The sequence below is a fragment of the Variovorax sp. 01N425 genome, assembly GCF_056399465.1.
This window is the reverse complement of the sequence record NZ_JBFTRJ010000009.1, coordinates 1-18,052: the sequence shown is the minus strand read 5'-3', so window position 1 is coordinate 18,052 and position 18,052 is coordinate 1. Positions and strand designations below refer to the sequence as shown.

Genomic DNA, 18,052 nt, shown 5'->3' with positions numbered 1-18,052 from the left:
TCACGCCTTGCCCAGCGACTTCAGATAGTCGGCGGGACGATCGGAGTCGAAGCTCTTGCCCAGGATGGTTTCCTTGCGGAATCCGACCTCCGGTGCCCTGCCGCCGCGCTCTTCGATGAGACGCTTTGCATCGGTGGCCAGCATGACCTGCCGGGCGAGACCCTTGTAGTCCAGGTCCTCCTTGATCATGTTCCATCTGCGCATCTGGGTCAGAAGCCACACCGCGCTCGAGTAGTGAGGAAAGGGCTGGAAGTCGATGCGGCGCTGCAGCGTCTTCACGTTGCCAAGTCCGTCGGCATACCGGCCGGTGAGGACTTGGTCCACGACCGTTTCGGGCTGATTGAGATACTGCGGCTGAGCAAGGATCTTGGCCATTCCCGCGCGATTGGCGGGCTCTGACACATGCAGGCTCGCCGCGATGATCGCGCGGTAGGCGGCCATGAAGCTGTTCGGATGGGCCTTGATCCAGGCCTCGGTTGCCGTGACCGAACAGCAAGGATGCTCCGGCCAGATCTCGCTGGAGACCAGGTGAATGAAACCCGCCCCCTCGTACACGGCCCGTTGCCCGCCGGGTTCGCCGCCGAAGAAGCCGTCGATGTTGCCCACCCGAAGGTTGGAAACGTACTCGGACGGAGGAACGACGCGGTAGGAGACGTCCCGGTCCGCGTCCAGCCCTGCCGATGCGAGATAGTGGCGTAGCTGCAGCATCTGATGGGACTGCTCGAACGGCACCGCGAACCTGAAGCCCTTCCAGTTCTTCGGGTCACGGTTGTCCTTGTGTTTCATCGCAAGAACCAGCGAATTGCCGTTCTGGTTGAGCACCGTCATCACACGGGTGGGAATGGGGGCGCCGCCGATGCCGGCCGACATGGCCAGCGCAACGGGCATCACCTGTTGGGAGATGTCCAGTTCGCCGTTGACCATCTTGTCGCGGATCAGCGCGATGCCGGCGATCTTCTGCAGGCTCAGTTCCAGCCCCTCGCGCGGAAAGAGTCCGAGTTGCTCCGCATAGATCAGCGGCGTCGCGCAGGTGATGGGCAGGAAGCCGACAGCGAGCCGCTTTTTCTCCGGCGCGCCCTTGCTGTTGCGCTCCTGCGCGACGGCGGCAAGCTGGGTCAGGGGCGTGAGTGTCGTGAGCGCGGCCAGCGCCCCTGCCCTCCCCAGCGTCTTGACGAATGCCCGCCGCAGGCCGCGCTCGGGAAAGAGGCCGTGCAGCATGCCCTGGGCCATGGCGCCGGCCAGCGCATCGCCGGCGTTCGCAGGCTTCTCCGCGAGGCACTCCTCATCGTCACCGTGGGTACTGCCACATGCGCAGAGGCCGGTGCGGGAAAGGCGAACATACTCATGTGATGGGTCCATGGGCCCTCCAGGGTGGGTTGAACGGATCAGGTCCGCGACATGGCAATGGTGAGCATGTTCCGTGCAAATAGCCGCCGGGAAATTCACAACCCGCTGTGCACAGATCCTGCATGGCCCCGTGGAGGTCGCAAAAACGCACCTCTTGTTGCGTTTTTCGAGCATCTGTGCGGCTGTACCGGCAACTATCCTGTGGGCCTCAGCAACGCACAGCGAGTACCTGACATGAGTTCATTGCCCCGGGTGAAGGTTGCCGCCGCCCACGCAGCGCCAGTACTGCTCGACAAGACCGCCACGACCGAAAAGGCCGTGTCCATCATCAAGGAAGCAGCCCTCCATGGCGCGCAGGTGATCGCGTTTCCGGAGACGTATATCCCGGCGTTCCCGGTGTGGGCGGCACTGTGGGCGCCCATCTACAACCACGATCTGTTCGAGGCCATGGTCGAGAACAGCGTCTACGTGCCGGGGCCCGAGGTGGCCTTGATTGCCGCGGCCGCCAAGCGCTTTGGCGTGTGCGTGTCGATGGGCATCAGCGAACGCAGCACCGTCAGCGCCGGCTGCATCTGGAACTCGAACATCCTGATCGGCGAAACGGGCGAGTTGCTCAACCATCATCGCAAGCTGGTGCCGACCTTCTACGAGAAGCTGGTCTGGGCGGCCGGAGACGGACAGGGGCTTCGCGTCGCCGAGACCCGCTTCGGGCGCATCGGCGGACTGATCTGCGGCGAGAACACCAACCCGCTCGCACGCTTCTCGCTCATGGCGCAGGCGGAGCAGATCCATGTCTCCAGCTGGCCGCCGATGTGGCCCACGCGCAAGCCAACGGGAGGTGGAAACTTCGACAACGTTGCGGCAAACCGCATCCGGGCGTCCGCCCATTCGTTCGAAGCCAAGGCGTTCGGAATCGTCTGCGCGAGCTTCATGGACAAGGCGATGCGTGACTTTCTGGTGGATCGCGATCCCACCGTGGCAGAAGTGGTCGACGGCACGCCGCGCGCCGCATCGATGTTCGTGGACCCCACCGGCACGCAGATCGGCGACACGCTCCAGAACGAGGAAGGGATCGCCTATGCCGAGTTCGACCTGAACAAGTGCATCGAGCCAAAGCAGTTCCATGACGTGGTGGGCTACTACAACCGATTCGACGTCTTCTCTCTGGGTGTCGAACGCCGCCGCCACGAGCCGGTTGCCTGGTCAGGGCCATCCGATCCGCAGTTTCCGCGGCTGCTCGACGATGAGATGATTGCCGGGGTGCTGGATGAGTAGCTCCGATTTCCTGCCACCGCTGCCTGAAGGCGCGGAGCGATCAGTCATCATTGGCCGGTCTCCCGGATTCCATCTGAAGCCGCCACCCGCCCCTGCAGGGCTGCGCGACTTCGTCACCGCCGATGCGCAGCTCTTCGAGACCATCCACATGGGCTCCGTCGAAGTCGACGCCAAGCGCTGGCGGCTGCAAGTGGACGGGCTCGTCCGCAGGCCTTTTTCGATCGGGCTGGACGGTCTCAGGCGGCTGCCTTCTGTCTCCGTCACGGCTTTCCACGAATGCTTCGGCAGCCCCCTGGTACCGGCCGACGGCAACCTCTGGCGCGTCGGCAACGTCCGATGGACCGGTGTGCCGCTGGCTGTGCTGCTCGAGCATGCCCAGCTCGAGACGGGTGCCACCCATGTCTGGTCGGACGGTTTGGACAGCGGCGAGTTCGGCGGCCGCACGATGAACCGGTACCGCAAGGATCTGCCGATCTCGAAAGCGCTTTCGCGCGAAGTGCTCGTGGCTTACGAGATGAATGGCGCACCCCTGACCCGCGAGCGGGGTGGGCCTGTTCGCCTGGTGGTTCCAGGTTGGTTCGGCACCAACATGACAAAGTGGCTCTGTCGGCTGTCGGTCCAAGACGGGCGTGCGAACTCCCCCTTCACGACCCTTTGGTACAACCGCGACAGCGAGCATGAAGGCAAAGTCGATCGAGAGCCGGTGTGGGCTGTCGAACCCAATTCGATGATCACCCATCCGGTGCACGGCGACACCCTCTCCACGGATGCGGTTGATGTGGAAGTCAAGGGCTGGGCCTGGAGCAACAACGGCATCGGTGGCGTGGCGCTCAGCGCTGATGGCGGGGCAACCTGGCAAGAGGCTGAGGTCCGGCCCCGCCAAGAATTCGAATGGCAGCAGTTCGCGGCGACGCTTGCACTGGCGCGGACGCCGGGCCTGGTGAGCATCATCGCGAGAGCACGGGACGCCAATGGATCTATTCAGCCATTGAGCGGGACACGAAACGAAGCCCATTCGGTCCAGATTGACCGTCCTCTACCGGGCTCCAAAACAGCGTGACCAAGTCTTCCTTCGCCGCGGCTGCGATCGTGAAATGTCTAAGATCCTCATGCTTTCCCGCGAAGTAATGGGACCGGGGGTAGAGCTGTTTCTATAAGTCGTTGTTTGAGGTCTTTACGGTGATCAGCGTGACGGACGGCAATCACAGCAAAGGCTTGGCGGCGGCAGCACGATATTTGGCCACGAAACGTGTCTCCTCGTTAACGAGCGATTCCCTTGCGTCGTCCGCTTTCCCTCTTGGGCGACAGCGCGCGCCATCCAATGACGCACGATGTGATGCACAGGGCCGTCCCGAGCTGGGAAAGAATCAGCACCAGGGCTTCGCGCAACCAGGGCCGTTCGCGCAGCGGTTCGAAGTCGAGACTGTGCAATCCTTGGTAAAGAAGCCGTTGCCAACGCACTGACGGGTCGACTCGCAACAGCACCTTGCCCGAGGCGGCGTCGACATACAGGTCCGTGCCGTCGTGCCAATGGGCGCGCCAGACGGGCAGCGGCCGGGTGTCCAGCGCCTCCGCCGAGGCCGGATTCTTCGCGTAGTAGACATTGTCATAGCGATCGATCCGCACGACGCTTGACGCAGGCCCGTCTACGCCGCGCAGATGCCGCAGGACGCCCGCCATCAGCGCATCCGGCAGCGCCGGATCCAATGTCGATACGGCGCTCGCGTCGTCCGCGCGCACCCACCACCGCCGGTGCGTGCCCTGGATGCGGTACCAGACTTGCCCGTCGATTCGAAGCCGCTCGAGTTCCAACGCCTGCGCACCGGCCTCCCGGGTCGCGACTGCAGCCAGTGCAAGCTGCGGCGTCACGACGGCACCCCGGTCGGCGCCGAGCCAGCGCTCGCGCTCGGCAGCTGATAGCCCGCGTGACGAGAACACGCCATAGGGATTCATCGACATCAGGCCCGAGAAGATCCAGGTGAGCGTAAACACCGCGGCGACCAGGCCCGCGATGTGATGCCAACGCATCCAGGCCTTGCGATAGGGAATCCAGCGCGTTCGGTTCAGGAACAGCTGCCAGATGCCCAGCGCCAGTCCGGTCGCGGCCAGCACCACGCCAGGAATCGCCAGCCAGACGACCACCTGGTTCCACGCTTGCGGAAACTGCCGGAGCACGGTCGGATAGATCCAGTGCGGGACCGCCCCGATCCAGTTCCAGAACCGCTCGCTGCGGCGGGTGTCGCGCACCACTTCGGCGGCGGTGCGCGAGACGTACAGTTCGAGACCGTCGTCGCCTTCCAGGCTGACCTTGAAGAGCGGACGGTAGGGATCGAAGCCTTGCGGAACCGTCCATTGGTCACGCTCGAGCGCTTCGGCTGAAAGCGCGCGCCGGCCGCTGAAGGACTCGGCCACCTTCATGGCCTGCACGGCGCCGAGCGAGGCCCTCGCGGTGCCGGTGCGGGCATCGAGGGCTTGCCACTGCGCAGCCTTCGCGTGCCCGGGGTCGACCAGCAGTCGCCAGACCGGCGCTCCCGGGTCGGCCATGCCCAGGCGTGCCTCGGTGAAGCTCACGCCGGCCCGCCTGGCAGCCTCTTCGGCGGTCAGGCAGCAACCGGCGCCGAGCGCCAGAGGCTGCAACCCCGCGCGCCGCTCGGCCTGCGAGAGGTTCGGGAATGGCACGTAGTACAGCACGATCCCTGTGACGAACCACATCAGGAACAGCAAGGCCAAAGAGATGCCGAGCCACTTGTGGATGAAGATCAGTGCGCGCTTCATACCCGTGCCACCAGCCCATGGCGCCGCGGCCTGAATGCAGGGAGGGCTCCCCTGCACGCGCTCATCAGAAGGCCGCCCGGTAGCTGACTTCGAAGCTGCGCGGCGCGCCGATCATGACCTGGTTGTTCGAATTGGCGCCGCTCCAATACGCATAGAGCTGGTCAGTCAGGTTGCGAACGCGAAAGGTGATTTCGCCCTTCTGCAGGCTCCAGGTCGCATAGGCGGTCGCAGTCGTGAACCCGTTCATGCGGACCGTGTTGGCGTTGTTGGCGTAGGCGTACCCGGTTCGGTTGACGCCGCCACCGATGCGCAGCGGCCATCCCGGCACCTTGTAGTCGACCCAGAGGTTGGCAACCGCGCCCGGCACGTTCGGCGGGGTGTTGCCCGCGCGCGAGACGTTGCCGGCCTCGATGAGGCTGTCGAATTTCGCGTCGACCCATGCGAGATTGCCGCTCAGTGTCAGCTCGCGTGTCGCCTTCCAGACCGCGGCGAGTTCCAGGCCCTGCGCGGACTGCTTGCCGCTGTTGACCGTGAGCGTCGGGTTGCTGAAATCGCGCGACAGCACGTTGTCGAGTTCGATCCTGTAGGCCGCCAGCGTGTAGTCAAGGCGGCCCTCCATCGCCGACTGCTTGAGGCCGAGCTCCAGCTGCTTGCCCGTCGAGAGGCTGAAGGCGGCGTTGGCCGCCGACAGCAGCAGCAGGTTGCCCGTACCGACCGGCGCGCTCGCGTTCGAGTACTGGGCGTAGACCGAAGTGTAGTGGTCGATCGCGAAAACCACACCCAGACGCGCCGATGTGGGCTTGTACCTCTGCGTGAACGATGCCCGAGCCCCGGTGTTGAGGTCCATGTTCTGGCGCTCCAGCTTCACGTGGTCCTGCCGCAAGCCGCCCACGAGGGTCAATCGCTCGCTGACGGACAGGGCATCTTCCATGAAGATAGACCCCGTCGGAATCCGTGCGTCGAAGATCGTGCGATTGCCGGCACCCGCGAACAGAGCGGGGTTCGCGGCAAAGTTGCCGTAGCGTCCCGGGATGGTGGCGAAGTCGCTCACCGAGAGCGCATTGTTGGCTGCGGTCGATCCGTTGGAGAAGTCGCGGTTGGAGGAAAAGTCGGTCTTCGTGTATTCAAGCCCCGCCACGAACCGGTTCTTCATTCCCCCGATCGGCGACGTGTTCGTGAGATCGAGCCGATCCGTGAGGATCTGGTGGTCGTGCGTGATACCGACCAGGTCGCGCACGATGCGGCCCGGGGCGGCGAAGGCAAAGGACTCCGAATTGCGCCATGTCCTGTCGGCCGTGTAGTAGGAAAGCTGGTTGCGCAGCTTCCATTCCGGCGCGATCTGCCAAGTCAGTTTGGCACGCGTCCAGAGGCTGTTCGCACTCATCTCGGCATCGTCGAAGTTGTAGTTGCGAAACGCGATGCCGCGATCGACCACTCGCCCGCTGGCGTCGCTGACGATGTCCATCGGCTGGAGCGCATAGGCACGCGGCACGAGCGGCGTGCCCTGGTAGGACAGCGCACTGTCCCTGGCGTAGTCCAGCGACAGATCGAGCGTGAGCTCCCGCGTCAATGCCGTGCTGAAGCCCATGGTGAGGTTGTCGTAGCGCTGCTTGTTGCGGTCGATGTACCCGTTGGTCTCCTGGTGGCTGTAGTCCAGTCGGAAAGCGCTGGCCTCGCCCACGTTGACACCCAGGCCGACGCCGGCCCTGGCCGTGCCGAAGCTCCCATAGGACAGCATGGCCTCGGCCCCGGGGTTGCTGCGGTCGGCTCGCTTGGTCACGAAGTTGACGGCCGCGCCGATGGCGCCTTCACCGTAGAGCACCGACGAGGGGCCCTTCAAGACTTCGATGCGCTCGTAGTTCCAGGTGTCCTGGGGACGGCTCACCATCGTCGGCACTGCAATGCGATCGCCGTCGAACAGATAGGTGATGAAACCACCGGTGAAGCCGCGCGTGGAGATCACCGATGGCGATCCGGGCGCTCCACCGGCCGTGATGCCCACGCCGCCGCGCAAGGCCTCCTCGAAAGTCCTTGCGCCACGCCGTTCCATGGTCTCCTGGCTGATAACCTCGACCGAAGCCGGCGTTTCCATGACGCTCAGGCCCAGCCTGCCGGCAACTTCGGTCGTTGTGGCCTGAAGCGCCGGCGCCTGATCCTGCCGGGGGGCCGTCACCTCGACCGGTCGCAAGCTCACTTGCGCCAGCGCAGACGTGCTGGCGAGCAGGGCGACAAGGCCCGGGATCGTGATGTGTTGGGTCGTGAAAGGACCGGAAACCCGGGGCCGGATCCCGAGCTCGGCAGGCTTGCGCATATGCTGTTCCTCTAGCCCGCATTCCCGCTGGGCTGTTCCAAGAGATACACGCTGCAATTGCACGAGCCGATGCCAACCCGGCACGCAGGTACCGAGCAGCACGGACAAACGCACTCCCGCAGCGTCCGAAGGCGATTGCGAAGGCCGGTATCCGGGCTCGCGGGTTGCTGTCATGCGCTTGCGCACAACAACAGAAGCCTCGCCTTCCCACGCTCGATTCAAGCGCAGTGGCTGCGAACACCCGCAGGTGCTCGCTCGAAACTTCTCTATCCGCTTACCGTTGCGGGGGCAGCGCAGGCATTGCGCGCCATCGGCGCGCGCACCTGCTTCCCGTTTAACCTCCCAAACCATTTCCGGCATGGGGGGCACCTTCGAACCGTGGCGGGGATCGCTCCAGCAAGGAGTGTTCTACCGACCGGGGCGGATTATAGGAAGCGCCGACGGCTCTGATGCAAAAATTGCAGACGGCCAATGTTGAGCAGGCCCTTGTGAGTTATCGCAATAGACCGGTGCAGGCACGGATCACGCGCGCCCGACCGACCAAGCCCAGACAACCAGCATCACCAGCACCAACGCAAGGCCGCTGAGCGAGAACGCGTTCTCGCCAAGTTCGATTGCCGGAAGCAGTGCCTTGCCGATGTTGTACGCAGCCACCGCGTACGAGATGCAGACGACAAGCCAGCCCAGCACTCGGCGGTAGCGGCGGGCAACATCCTGCCCGTCAGTACGGCGGTCAATGCTGCAGATCAGCCAGCCGTCCAGCGTGTCGGTGATGATCATGCCGGCGGTGAAGACCAACCCGGCTGCCATCGCTGCCGACAGGCCGCCGCCGCGGTGGCTGGCCACATATCCCCAGGCCGCCGCCTGGGTCGCCGTGTCGAACACCGTGGCGAACAATACGCCCGTCAGCACCACCGCCCACGGGCTGGCGTGCAGGCGCAGGCGCCGCGGAACCAGCTTCAATTTCCACCCGGCAGGCGCGAACGCAACATCGCGGCGTCGCAGGAGGTGCAGGTTCATCGTCCCGACCAGCACAAGCAATGCCGTGGGAATCCAGTCGAACACCGCCACCAGAGCCTCAGGCACATGCACGTCATGAGGGAGCTGGCTCACACCCGCTGCGATCGCGGTGACGAGCAGCCCGTGGCCGAGCGCGAACAGCGTGCCAATCCAGGGCGCATGGCCGTGGTGGGCACTGCGGTCCAGAGCCCGCCAAGTCAGTCCGTCGATACAGGCAATGTGGTCGGGGTCCAATCCGTGCCGCAGCCCCAGCGCGAACATCAGAACCAAGCCCGAAAAGGACAGCCACTCGGCGCTCATTCATGGCTCCGCAACGGCCGATCGACCAAGACCCGGGCCAGTTCGCCTTCAGTCACTACCTGCTGCCGCGCCAGAACCTGCAGCAGCGCCCCAAAGAACCGCTCGTAGTAGTCCCAAGGCGGCTGGGCAGCGCATTCAAGCCGTTCCCAGTCGCCGATCGATTCAATCAAGTGCTGGCGGAAGTCTTCCCAGTCGAAGTGCCCCTGCTTGGCCACGGCCAGCGTCAACCCGAAGAGCTGCCGTTGCCAGGCCTCTGCAAAGAACAGCTTGCCCTGGCTGCGCGGCGGCGAGTCGGCATGGCCCAGCATCTGGGAAGCCGCGTATTCCTCAAAGCGAGTGAACATGGCACGCTGCCTCAGGCCGCTGCAGGCGGCGATACCAGCGCGACGCCCATCATCGCCTCCGGCGTGACCAGCGCAGCCAGTTGCTCTTCGCTGAAGCCGTCGGTATTGGCCGGCCGCTCGGGCACAACAAACCAGCGAATCTGTGCGCTGCTGTCCCACACCTTGACCTCGGTGTGCTCGCTCACCGGCACGCCGAACTCGCGCAAGACAGCACGCGGCTCGCGCACGCCGCGGGCGCGAAACACGGGATCCTTGTACCAGTACGGCGGCAGACCGAGCACCGGCCACGGATAACAGGAACAGAGCGTGCAGATGATCAGGTTGTGCACACCCGGACCGTTGGCCACCGCGGCCATGTGCTCGCCCTCGGCGCCTTCCATGCCCAACGGCAGCTGAAGTTCGGCAATGGCTTGGGGCGTGTCGTCGAGCAGGCGCTGCTTGTAGGCGGGATCGATCCATGCCCGGGCAACGATGCGCGCGCCGTTGAACGGTCCCGCGATCTTCTCGAAATGTTCGAGCACCGCATCGACCGAGTCGCTGCCGATCACGCCTTTCTCGATCAACAGGGCCTCCAGCGCGCGCACCTTCGCGGCACTTGCCGCTTCGCGCTCGTCGTTGTACTTGAACAGATCGCTGCTCATGGCGCTTCTTCTTTCTCAGGTGTGTTCGAGGCTTGCAGATAGACCTCGAAGAGGTCGGCGTAGATCGTCGTATTCGGTTCGCAGAGGTCGGGGCTCCAGATGTCGCGGGCATCGAACGCAACGCGGTACACCGGCATCGGTCCTTCCAGCCCGTCCGGCCCGGTCGAACAGAAATATTCGAAGGCGCCCGGGTACACCTCGCGGACAGTGCCCTTCTTGTTGCGAAGGTAGCCGGGTAGCCGCGTATGGTCGGCCGCTGCGGGGTCGGCCACATGCACCGTCTGGCCGGCCCTGAACCGCGGTGCATCCGGCAGCGGCCGCAGGCTGGAATCGCCTTGCAGCAGGTAATCGACGACCTGACGTTTGATCGGCTCGCTGGGCCGCTCGGGCAGTGGCGCGTCGGGCTGGACGCGATAGTGCGCGGTCCGCCAGGCCAGCTCTTGGGCGGTGATGTAGCCCTCGTCGACGAAGAACTGGCTGATGCCCATCAGCCATTTTTCGTAGTAGCGGAACTTGAAGTACTCGAAGGGCTGCATGCCCTCGGCGCCCGTGCGCAGCGAGGCCCAGGTCCAGGTGTGCTTGAACGCGGTGGGCAGGCTGGCCATCGGATACTTCGGCAACGCCTCCGCAAGGTGGGCGCTCTCGGCCATCATCACCGTGTGGATGCCGAAGATGCGCTTCTCCCATTCCTGCACGAAGACCCTGGTTTCGAGGTTCACAGGCCCGAGGTTCTCGAGGCCGCCCAGCGCATGCTGGAGTTTCATGGGTGCTCCATTTCAGATTCGGTGGCAGGAGCCGGCTCTCGTTCGGGTTGAACAGCCAGGCATCCAAGAAAGCCCTCGCGCAGGGCGTCGGCTGCAAGTTCCCGCCCGATGAAAACCAGCTTGCTGCGGCGCGGCTCGTCGGGACCCCATCGCCGCCCAGGCCGCGCATCGAGCAGCATGTGCACGCTGTGACAGTGAAACTGGCGCGCCTCGCCGGTGAAGTGAAGCACGCCCTTCGTACGCATCAGCCGCGCGCCGTCGCGTTGGACCAGCTGGTTCATCCAGCGGCTGAACCGATCCGGGTCGATCGCGCCGCCGGTTTCCATGCAGCACGAGCCGATCGAGGTGTCGTGCTCGTGGTCATGCGCCTCGCCGTCGAGCAGATCGGGTTCGATCGACAACACGTGCGGCAAGGAGAAGCGCTTCGTGCCCAGCAGCTCGGCGGCCGAAACCTGCGCCCGCTCGGTTCGGACCAGGTGCGCGGCCGGGTTCAGCCGGCGCAGCTCTCCCTCGAGTTGCTCCAGCTCCGGTGCGCTGGGGATCTCGACCTTGTTGAGCACGATCACGTCGGCGAAGGCGATCTGCTCGCGCACGACGTCGTCGCCGATGTGGATCAGGATGTGGCGCGCATCCGCGACGGTGACCACCGACTCGAGCTCCACGCGCTGCAGCAGGTCGGGATCGGCGAGAAAGCTCTGCAACACCGGAGCGGGATCGGCCAGGCCGGAAGTCTCGATGATCAGCCGCTCGATCGGACGTTCGGCGCGTTGCAGAAGCTCGTTCACCGCCGCGGTCAGGTCCTTTCGCACCGTGCAGCAGACGCAGCCGTTGGTGATCTCGATCAGCGGCTGGTCATCAGCGACGATCAGCTGCCCGTCGATGCCGACCTCGCCGAACTCGTTGACGATGATGCCGATGTAGGTGCCGCTGCACTGCGCCAGCAGGTGATTCACGAGCGTGGTCTTGCCGGCCCCAAGGAAGCCGGTGACGATCGTGACGGGGATCTTCGCTAGAGCCATGGCGATCCGGGCTACTGTTGCGACGCCGCGAGCTTCGAAGCAGCATGCGGCGTTTCCGTTGCGGCTACCGGCTCGCGCATGTCGAGGCCCCGGCGATCACGAATGCAGAAGGCGCCCACCACCAGCGTGAGCAACGCTACGGCAATCGTGTAGACGAGGCCGCGGAAGATGTCACCGCTGCTCACGACCATCGCAGTGGCGATGAACGGCGCGAAGCCGCCGATCCAGCCATTGCCAAACTGCAGAGCCACAGAGACGCCGCTGTAGCGCACCTGCGTCGGAAACTGCTCGACCAGGAACGCGCCCATCGGGCCGTACACCATGGTCGCGAGCAGCACCAGCACGAACAGCATCAGCACGACCATGGGCGCATTCACGCGTGCCGGATCGGCCGTGAGCGGCATGCCGCGCTCGACCAGCACGCGGCGCAGTGCCGCTTCATCGAAACCGGCCAGCGTCGTTTCGGCGACCACGAACTGCAGCTCGCCCGCCTGCGGCCGCAACGTATACGGCACGCCTTGCGCCGCCAGGAACGATCGGGCGCGCGTGCACGGCTTGGTCGCCTTCGGCTGGAACAGCTGGCCGATGAAGGACTGGTCCTCGCTGCAATCACCACCTTGGATGACGACCTGAGTGCCGGCGCGGAACTCCTCCAGGGCCGGATTGCCGTACTTGGCCATGCCCTGGAAAAGCGGCATGAACAGGATTGCGGAAAGCAGGCAACCCGTCAGCATGATCCACTTGCGCCCGATCAGGTCGGACAGCCAGCCGAAGAGCACGAAGAACGGAGTGGCCAGCACCAGGGCAATCGTGAGGTAGGCATAGGCGGACTGGGGCGGCAGCTTGAGCGTCGCCGTGAGGAACTGCAGGCTGTAGAAGTGCGCGGTGTACCAGATCACCGCCTGCCCGGCCACGGCGCCGAAGATCGTCACCAGCACGATGCGAAGGGTGCGCGGATCGCCGAAGGTGTCCTTGACAGGGTTTCGCGAACCCTTGCCGTGCGCTTTCATCTCGAGGAACACGGGCGACTCTTCCAGCCGCATGCGAACGTAGAGCGAGTACGCGAGCAGTCCGATCGACAGCATGAACGGTACGCGCCATCCCCACAAGGCAAAGGACTCGGCCGACATCGACGAGCGCAGCACCATGATCACGCCCAGGGAGACGAGCAGCCCGATGGTGCCGGTGATCTGCAACCAGCTGGTCATGAAGCCCCGGCGGCGCGGATCGGAATGCTCGGCGATGTAGGTGACCGCGCCGCCGAACTCGCCGCCGATCGCCAGCCCCTGCAGAAGACGCAGGAGCACCAGAAGCGCGGGTGCGGCCCAGCCGATGGTCTCGAACGTAGGCAGGAAGCCAATCGCGGCGGTGGCGGTGCCCATGATCATCATCGTCACCAGAAAAGTCTTCTTGCGCCCGACCAGATCGCCCAGACGCCCGAAGACGATCGCACCGAAGGGCCTCAGCACGAAGCCTGCGCCGAAGGTCGCGAGCGACGCGAGGATGGCCGCCGACTCGTTGCCCTTGGGAAAGAACAAACCGCCAAAGAACACGGCGAGGCTGCCGTAGATGAAGAAGTCATACCACTCCAGCACCGTGCCAAGCGCCGCGGCGAAGACCACCCGGCGCGTTTCACGCGAACGCTCGGGCGTTGCGGGTGATGTCTCAACTGTTGTTGTCATATCCATACTCCTTGATGTATGGCGGGCGCGCGTCAAGCGCCGCTCCGGTTGTCGATGCGAGCGATGAAGTCGCGCAGGATCGCATTGAAGCGCTCGGGCTGCTCGAGCATCGGGAAGTGCGCGGCGCTGGGCACCAGCTGCAGTATCGCGCCGGGGATACCGGCGGCAAGCGCATTCGACTCGGCCGGCGGCGTGATGGCGTCCTCCTCGCCGCAGACGACGAGCGTCGGCAATGCCAGGCGCGCGAGTTGCGCCCGGCTGTCGGCCTCGTTCAGCGAGACGATGGCTTCGCGTGCGACGAATTCCGGCGTCTGCGCCACCTGTTCGCGCGCAAAGGCCACCAGTTCGGGCGAGGCGGCGGAGGCGAACGAGCGGTCGATCACCGCCTGGCTCGCCGCAGTGACGCCCAGGGTGTCGATGGCGCGCAGCACATTCTTCACGTTCACGTCGGGGCCAAGCCCGTGCGGCGTGGCGCCCACCAGCACCAGCGCCCGCAAGCGGCTCGGGTGCGCGAGGGCGAAACGCTGGGCGATCGTGCCGCCCATCGACAGCCCGACAAGGATCGCGTCGTTGAGACGCAGCTTGTCGAACAGCAGCACGAGATCGTTTACGAACGCATCGATCGTGTAGCGGCGGGAGCGCGGCGATGCCGAGCGCCCATGGCCGGGCAGATCGGGCACCACCATCCGGTGGTCGCGCGAGAACGCGACCATCTGCTCGCGCCAGAACTCGCCGGTTGTGGTGAAGCCGTGGCAAAAGATGAGCGCCGGGCCGTGGCCCGCCACGCGCACGTGCATGTCTCCGATTGAAATGATGTCGTTCATGTGCATTTCCAGGTGAAAGGACGGAAGCCGCCGCGCCGCGTCGAATGCGGTGCGGAGGGCACAGAGCAAATCCGAGGCCCGCTCGGCGGACGTCTTCGCGATTTCCACAAGTGCTTGATTTGCTTGGAGAAATGCTCACCACGGCGTCGATTGACGGCCTGAAGCACATGCCTTAGTCTCAGTATTGAGTCCTAATGTCGCAATCACGAGACAAAAATGCCCTTTCCCGAATGGTTCGGCTCCGGCCAGAACGAGGCAGAGTTCCTGCGCCGCGTGCTCGACCATGTGTCCGACTGCCTGGTGGCGGTCGACACCAACGGCCGCGTCGTGCTCATCAATGCGCCCTACTGCCGCCTGCTGGGCGGCCCGCAGGAAGACTTCATCGGCCGGCACATCACCGATGTCGTGTCGCCGAAGACGCGCCTGCACAACGTGGCGCGCGGCGACCTCTCCGTGACCATGATGCCGCTCGAAGTGCGGGGCCACCAGTTGCTGGCGCGGCAGGTGCCCGTCTACCAGGACGAGCGAATCATCGGCGCGGTTGGCCTGGCGCTGTTCTCCAACATGGCGGCGCTGAAGAAGGCGGTCGCTGTCGCCGGCGACCAGGGGCGCGCCATCCATAGCCCGCCCACGCCGTGGACGGCGCGCTACGGCATCGACGACATCCTGGGCCAGGGCGCCCGGATGGACGCGGTGCGCGCGGCCATCGAACAGGCCGCGCCGCTGTCGCTGCCCGTGCTCGTCCAGGGCGAGACGGGCAGCGGAAAGGAACTGGCGGCCAACGCGATCCACGCGCTGTCGCCGCGCGCCCGGCGGCCGTTCGTGTGGGTCAACTGCGCGTCCATTCCCGAATCGCTGATCGATGCAGAGCTCTTCGGCTACGAAGGTGGCGCCTTCACCGGCGCCCGGACGCGCGGCAAGCCCGGCAAGTTCGAACTCGCGAGCGGCGGCACGCTGTTCCTCGACGAGATCGGCGACATGCCCCTCAGCCTGCAGGCCAGCCTCTTGCATGCCGTGCAGAACCAGGAGATCGTGCGTGTGGGCGGCGTCTCGCCGATCCCGATCGACACCCGCGTCGTCTGCGCCACCCACCGCGACCTGCAGGAGCGTGTGGACGCGGGGCAGTTCAGGGCCGACCTGTACTACCGGCTCAATGTGCTCGGCGTGCACATGCCGGCGCTGCGCGAGCGCGACGACCTGGAGTGGCTGGCCGAGCAGTTGCTCGAGCGCATTGCACTGCGCGAGGGCCTGCCGGGGCGCCGCGTGCCGCCATCGGTTCGCACTCGATGGCTGACCTTCGACTGGCCGGGCAACGTGCGGCAACTGGAAGCTGCGCTGCTGCGCTTTCTGCTCTCTGGCGAGGCCGGGCTGGCGGATGAGCCTGCCGTGAAGCGTCCGCACTCCATTGCCGGTCGCCACGGAACGCCGCCAGCGACCACCTTGCAGGCACACCTCGATCGCGAGCGCGATGCCTGGATACGAAAGACGCTCGCGGAGACTGACGGCGACAAGGACGAGGCCGCGCGCCGGCTGGGCATCAGCCGCGCGACGCTTTACCGGGAGCTACGGCGCTCGACCGAGTCGATTTGACGAGTCCGGCCTGTTGCACGCTTGTCAATATGAAGCGGCTACACCCCGGCCGCGATCCACGCAGCGGCCTTCTCCGCAATCATGAGCGTAGGACTGTTCGTATTGCCACTGGTGATGGTCGGCATTACGCCGGCATCAACCACGCGCAACCCGGCGATTCCGCGCACCCGCAAATGGCTGTCGACCACTGCTGTGGGGTCGTCCGCACGCCCCATCTTGGTCGTTCCGACTGGGTGAAAGATGGTGCTGGCAATGTCACCGGCCAATCGCGCAAGGTCCTCATCCGTCTGAAATTGCAGCCCTGGCTTGAACTCCTCGGGCCGGTATTTCGCAAGCGCGGGCTGAGCCACGATGCGGCGAGTCACGCGCAGGCTGTCTGCTGCCACTTGGCGATCCTCCGGCGTGCTGAGATAGTTCGGCGCGATCGCAGGCGCCTCTCGATGGTCACGGCTGCGGATCTTCACAGTCCCCCGACTCGTGGGATTCAAGTTGCAAACGCTGGCAGTGAAAGCCGGAAATGCATGCAGCGGGTCACCGAACGCTTCCAAGCTGAGTGGTTGAACGTGGTATTGGATATTCGGGCTTTGCCGGCAAGGATCGCTGCGGGTGAAAGCACCGAGTTGCGAAGGCGCCATGCTCATCGGTCCGCTCCGTTTGAGCAGATACTCCAGCCCGATGCGGGCCTTACCCGCTAGCGTGGAAGCGAGGACATTGAGCGTGGCCGCATCCTGTACCTTGTAGACCGCACGAATCTGCAAATGGTCCTGCAGGTTGGCACCCACGCCGGGCAGATCGGCGACCACATCGATACCGTTCTCCCGCAACAAGGCACCCGGTCCGATGCCGGAAAGTTGCAGCAACTGAGGCGAGCCGATTGCACCCGCACACAGCACCACCTCTTCGGCGACCTTCACGGATATGAGCGATTTTCCGTTCCACACCTCTACCCCCGTACAGCGCACGCGACCATCAGGCTCGCGCTGGGTCAGCAGGTGCGTAACCTGTGCTTTGGTCCAAAGCTCAAAATTGGGGCGACTGTGGCAAGTCGGCCGCAGGAAGGCCTTGGCGGTATTCCAACGCCAACCCGCTTTCTGGTTGACTTGGAAGTACCCCACGCCCTCGTTGTCGCCACGATTGAAGTCGGCAGTGGCCGGGATGCCGGCCTGCTGTGCTGCCTGCGCGAAGGCATCCAGAATGTCCCAGCGCAGGCGCTGGTTCTCCACCCTCCACTCCCCGCCATGACCGTGGTACTCCGCGAAGGACGCATCTCGCCCGTCGGCGCTCTCCTTGTCACCAAGATAGTGGTTCTCATGGCGCTTGAAATCGGATAGCACGTTAGCCCAGCGCCACTCATTGTCACCCGTTGCCTCGGCCCAGTGATCATAGTCTCGGGCCTGGCCGCGCATGTAGATCATCCCGTTGATGCTCGAGCATCCACCCAGAGTCTTGCCGCGGGGGTAGCCCAGTCGACGTCCGTTAAGTCCAGGCTCGGCTTCGGTCAGATAGCGCCAATCGGTGCGCGGATTGCCGATGCAATAGAGATAGCCCACCGGGATGTGGATCCAGTGGTAATCGTCCTTCTGTCCCGCCTCAATGAGGAGCACCCGTTTGCTTTGATTGGCCGACAGCCGGTTTGCCATCAGGCACCCCGCAGTGCCCGCCCCGACGATGATGTAGTCGAACGCGATGTTGTCGCTCATGCTTTTCTCGATCTCTCTTGGTGTTCTTGTCGGCGCACGGCGTACTCGGGAGCAGACATCACAGCGTTTGGCCGCTTTACTTTGCCGTGGGCATCACGAACTCGGCGCCCTTGCCAATGCTCTCGGGCCAGCGCTGCATGATCGACTTCTGCTTGGTGTAGAAGCGCACGCCTTCCTCGCCGTAGGCATGCATGTCGCCGAACAGCGAACGCTTCCAGCCGCCGAAGCCGTGCCATGCCATCGGCACCGGGATTGGCACGTTGATGCCGACCATGCCTACCTGGATGCGGCGGCTGAATTCGCGCGCCACGTTGCCGTCGCGCGTGAAGCAGCTCACGCCATTGCCGAATTCATGGTCGTTGACCAGGTCGACCGCGTCCTTGAAGTTGGCCACGCGCACGCAGGAGAGCACCGGGCCGAAGATCTCTTCCTTGTAGATGCGCATCTCGGGCGTGACGTG

At 64.7% G+C, this 18,052-nt stretch carries 15 protein-coding genes and 1 riboswitch; of the genes, 3 read left to right on the top strand and 12 right to left on the bottom strand.

Annotated features, from left to right (window positions below; translation table 11 throughout):
- Positions 1-1,359, bottom strand: coding sequence for a CmpA/NrtA family ABC transporter substrate-binding protein (locus AC1DSC_RS17235; RefSeq protein ID WP_412512525.1), 1,359 nt, complete (start codon positions 1,357-1,359; stop codon positions 1-3).
- A 222-nt stretch (positions 1,360-1,581) separates the two neighbouring features.
- Between AC1DSC_RS17235 and AC1DSC_RS17230 the strand changes: the two genes are divergently transcribed.
- Both AC1DSC_RS17230 and AC1DSC_RS17225 read left to right on the top strand, forming a co-directional pair.
- Entirely contained in the window at positions 1,582-2,622 is a 1,041-nt protein-coding gene (locus AC1DSC_RS17230) for a carbon-nitrogen hydrolase family protein (protein WP_436288319.1), read from the top strand.
- Positions 2,615-3,682 (top strand): molybdopterin-dependent oxidoreductase, encoded by a 1,068-nt coding sequence (locus AC1DSC_RS17225; RefSeq protein WP_412512527.1) that lies wholly within the window; start codon positions 2,615-2,617, stop codon positions 3,680-3,682. Before AC1DSC_RS17230 ends, AC1DSC_RS17225 begins: the two co-directional genes overlap by 8 nt.
- A 200-nt stretch (positions 3,683-3,882) precedes the next feature.
- Here the strand turns inward: AC1DSC_RS17225 and AC1DSC_RS17220 are convergent, their stop codons facing one another.
- The 9 genes from AC1DSC_RS17220 to AC1DSC_RS17180 form a co-directional block, all read right to left on the bottom strand.
- Positions 3,883-5,397, bottom strand: a complete 1,515-nt coding sequence (locus AC1DSC_RS17220) for a PepSY domain-containing protein (RefSeq protein ID WP_412512528.1) — start codon at positions 5,395-5,397, stop codon at positions 3,883-3,885.
- Positions 5,398-5,461: 64 nt separating this feature from the next.
- Entirely contained in the window at positions 5,462-7,708 is a 2,247-nt protein-coding gene (locus AC1DSC_RS17215; protein WP_412512529.1) for a TonB-dependent receptor, read from the bottom strand.
- A 125-nt stretch (positions 7,709-7,833) separates the two neighbouring features.
- Positions 7,834-8,095, bottom strand: a riboswitch (cobalamin riboswitch).
- Between the two features lie 135 nt (positions 8,096-8,230).
- Positions 8,231-9,028, bottom strand: a complete 798-nt coding sequence (locus AC1DSC_RS17210; RefSeq protein ID WP_412512530.1) for a HoxN/HupN/NixA family nickel/cobalt transporter — start codon at positions 9,026-9,028, stop codon at positions 8,231-8,233.
- Positions 9,025-9,372, bottom strand: coding sequence for a nitrile hydratase accessory protein (locus AC1DSC_RS17205; RefSeq protein WP_412512531.1), 348 nt, complete (start codon positions 9,370-9,372; stop codon positions 9,025-9,027). Before AC1DSC_RS17205 ends, AC1DSC_RS17210 begins: the two co-directional genes overlap by 4 nt.
- An 11-nt stretch (positions 9,373-9,383) precedes the next feature.
- Entirely contained in the window at positions 9,384-10,013 is a 630-nt protein-coding gene (gene nthA / locus AC1DSC_RS17200) for a nitrile hydratase subunit alpha (RefSeq protein WP_412512532.1), read from the bottom strand.
- Positions 10,010-10,777 carry a nitrile hydratase subunit beta gene (nthB, locus tag AC1DSC_RS17195; protein ID WP_412512533.1) on the bottom strand — a complete coding sequence of 256 codons (768 nt, stop codon included), beginning with the start codon at positions 10,775-10,777 and terminating at the stop codon, positions 10,010-10,012. Before nthB ends, nthA begins: the two co-directional genes overlap by 4 nt.
- Positions 10,774-11,796, bottom strand: coding sequence for a CobW family GTP-binding protein (locus AC1DSC_RS17190; RefSeq protein WP_412512534.1), 1,023 nt, complete (start codon positions 11,794-11,796; stop codon positions 10,774-10,776). The genes nthB and AC1DSC_RS17190 overlap by 4 nt, the downstream gene beginning before the upstream one ends.
- A gap of 11 nt (positions 11,797-11,807) precedes the next feature.
- Positions 11,808-13,514: an MFS transporter gene (locus tag AC1DSC_RS17185; RefSeq protein ID WP_412512535.1), complete on the bottom strand. Its 1,707-nt coding sequence runs from the start codon at positions 13,512-13,514 to the stop codon at positions 11,808-11,810.
- Positions 13,511-14,410: an alpha/beta fold hydrolase gene (locus AC1DSC_RS17180; protein WP_436037858.1), complete on the bottom strand. Its 900-nt coding sequence runs from the start codon at positions 14,408-14,410 to the stop codon at positions 13,511-13,513. Before AC1DSC_RS17180 ends, AC1DSC_RS17185 begins: the two co-directional genes overlap by 4 nt.
- Before the next feature lie 108 nt (positions 14,411-14,518).
- On the opposite strand from AC1DSC_RS17180, the gene AC1DSC_RS17175 reads away from it, so the two are divergent.
- Positions 14,519-15,892, top strand: a complete 1,374-nt coding sequence (locus AC1DSC_RS17175; protein WP_412512537.1) for a sigma-54 interaction domain-containing protein — start codon at positions 14,519-14,521, stop codon at positions 15,890-15,892.
- Positions 15,893-15,930: 38 nt separating this feature from the next.
- On the opposite strand, the gene AC1DSC_RS17170 is transcribed toward AC1DSC_RS17175, so the two are convergent.
- Positions 15,931-17,592, bottom strand: a complete 1,662-nt coding sequence (locus AC1DSC_RS17170; RefSeq protein ID WP_412512538.1) for a GMC family oxidoreductase — start codon at positions 17,590-17,592, stop codon at positions 15,931-15,933.
- A gap of 76 nt (positions 17,593-17,668) precedes the next feature.
- Positions 17,669-18,052: aldehyde dehydrogenase family protein (locus tag AC1DSC_RS17165; protein ID WP_478131835.1), on the bottom strand; the 384-nt coding region annotated here is incomplete at its 5' end.

Excerpts from the sequence above, each read along its gene's own strand:
- AC1DSC_RS17235 (WP_412512525.1), bottom strand. The coding sequence starts at position 1,359 with ATGGACCCATCACATGAGTATGTTCGCCTTTCCCGCACCGGCCTCTGC.
- AC1DSC_RS17230 (WP_436288319.1), top strand. The coding sequence starts at position 1,582 with ATGAGTTCATTGCCCCGGGTGAAGGTTGCCGCCGCCCACGCAGCGCCA.
- AC1DSC_RS17225 (WP_412512527.1), top strand. The coding sequence starts at position 2,615 with ATGAGTAGCTCCGATTTCCTGCCACCGCTGCCTGAAGGCGCGGAGCGA.
- AC1DSC_RS17220 (WP_412512528.1), bottom strand. The coding sequence starts at position 5,397 with ATGAAGCGCGCACTGATCTTCATCCACAAGTGGCTCGGCATCTCTTTG.
- AC1DSC_RS17215 (WP_412512529.1), bottom strand. The coding sequence starts at position 7,708 with ATGCGCAAGCCTGCCGAGCTCGGGATCCGGCCCCGGGTTTCCGGTCCT.
- AC1DSC_RS17210 (WP_412512530.1), bottom strand. The coding sequence starts at position 9,028 with ATGAGCGCCGAGTGGCTGTCCTTTTCGGGCTTGGTTCTGATGTTCGCG.
- AC1DSC_RS17205 (WP_412512531.1), bottom strand. The coding sequence starts at position 9,372 with ATGTTCACTCGCTTTGAGGAATACGCGGCTTCCCAGATGCTGGGCCAT.
- nthA (WP_412512532.1), bottom strand. The coding sequence starts at position 10,013 with ATGAGCAGCGATCTGTTCAAGTACAACGACGAGCGCGAAGCGGCAAGT.
- nthB (WP_412512533.1), bottom strand. The coding sequence starts at position 10,777 with ATGAAACTCCAGCATGCGCTGGGCGGCCTCGAGAACCTCGGGCCTGTG.
- AC1DSC_RS17190 (WP_412512534.1), bottom strand. The coding sequence starts at position 11,796 with ATGGCTCTAGCGAAGATCCCCGTCACGATCGTCACCGGCTTCCTTGGG.
- AC1DSC_RS17175 (WP_412512537.1), top strand. The coding sequence starts at position 14,519 with ATGCCCTTTCCCGAATGGTTCGGCTCCGGCCAGAACGAGGCAGAGTTC.
- AC1DSC_RS17170 (WP_412512538.1), bottom strand. The coding sequence starts at position 17,592 with ATGAGCGACAACATCGCGTTCGACTACATCATCGTCGGGGCGGGCACT.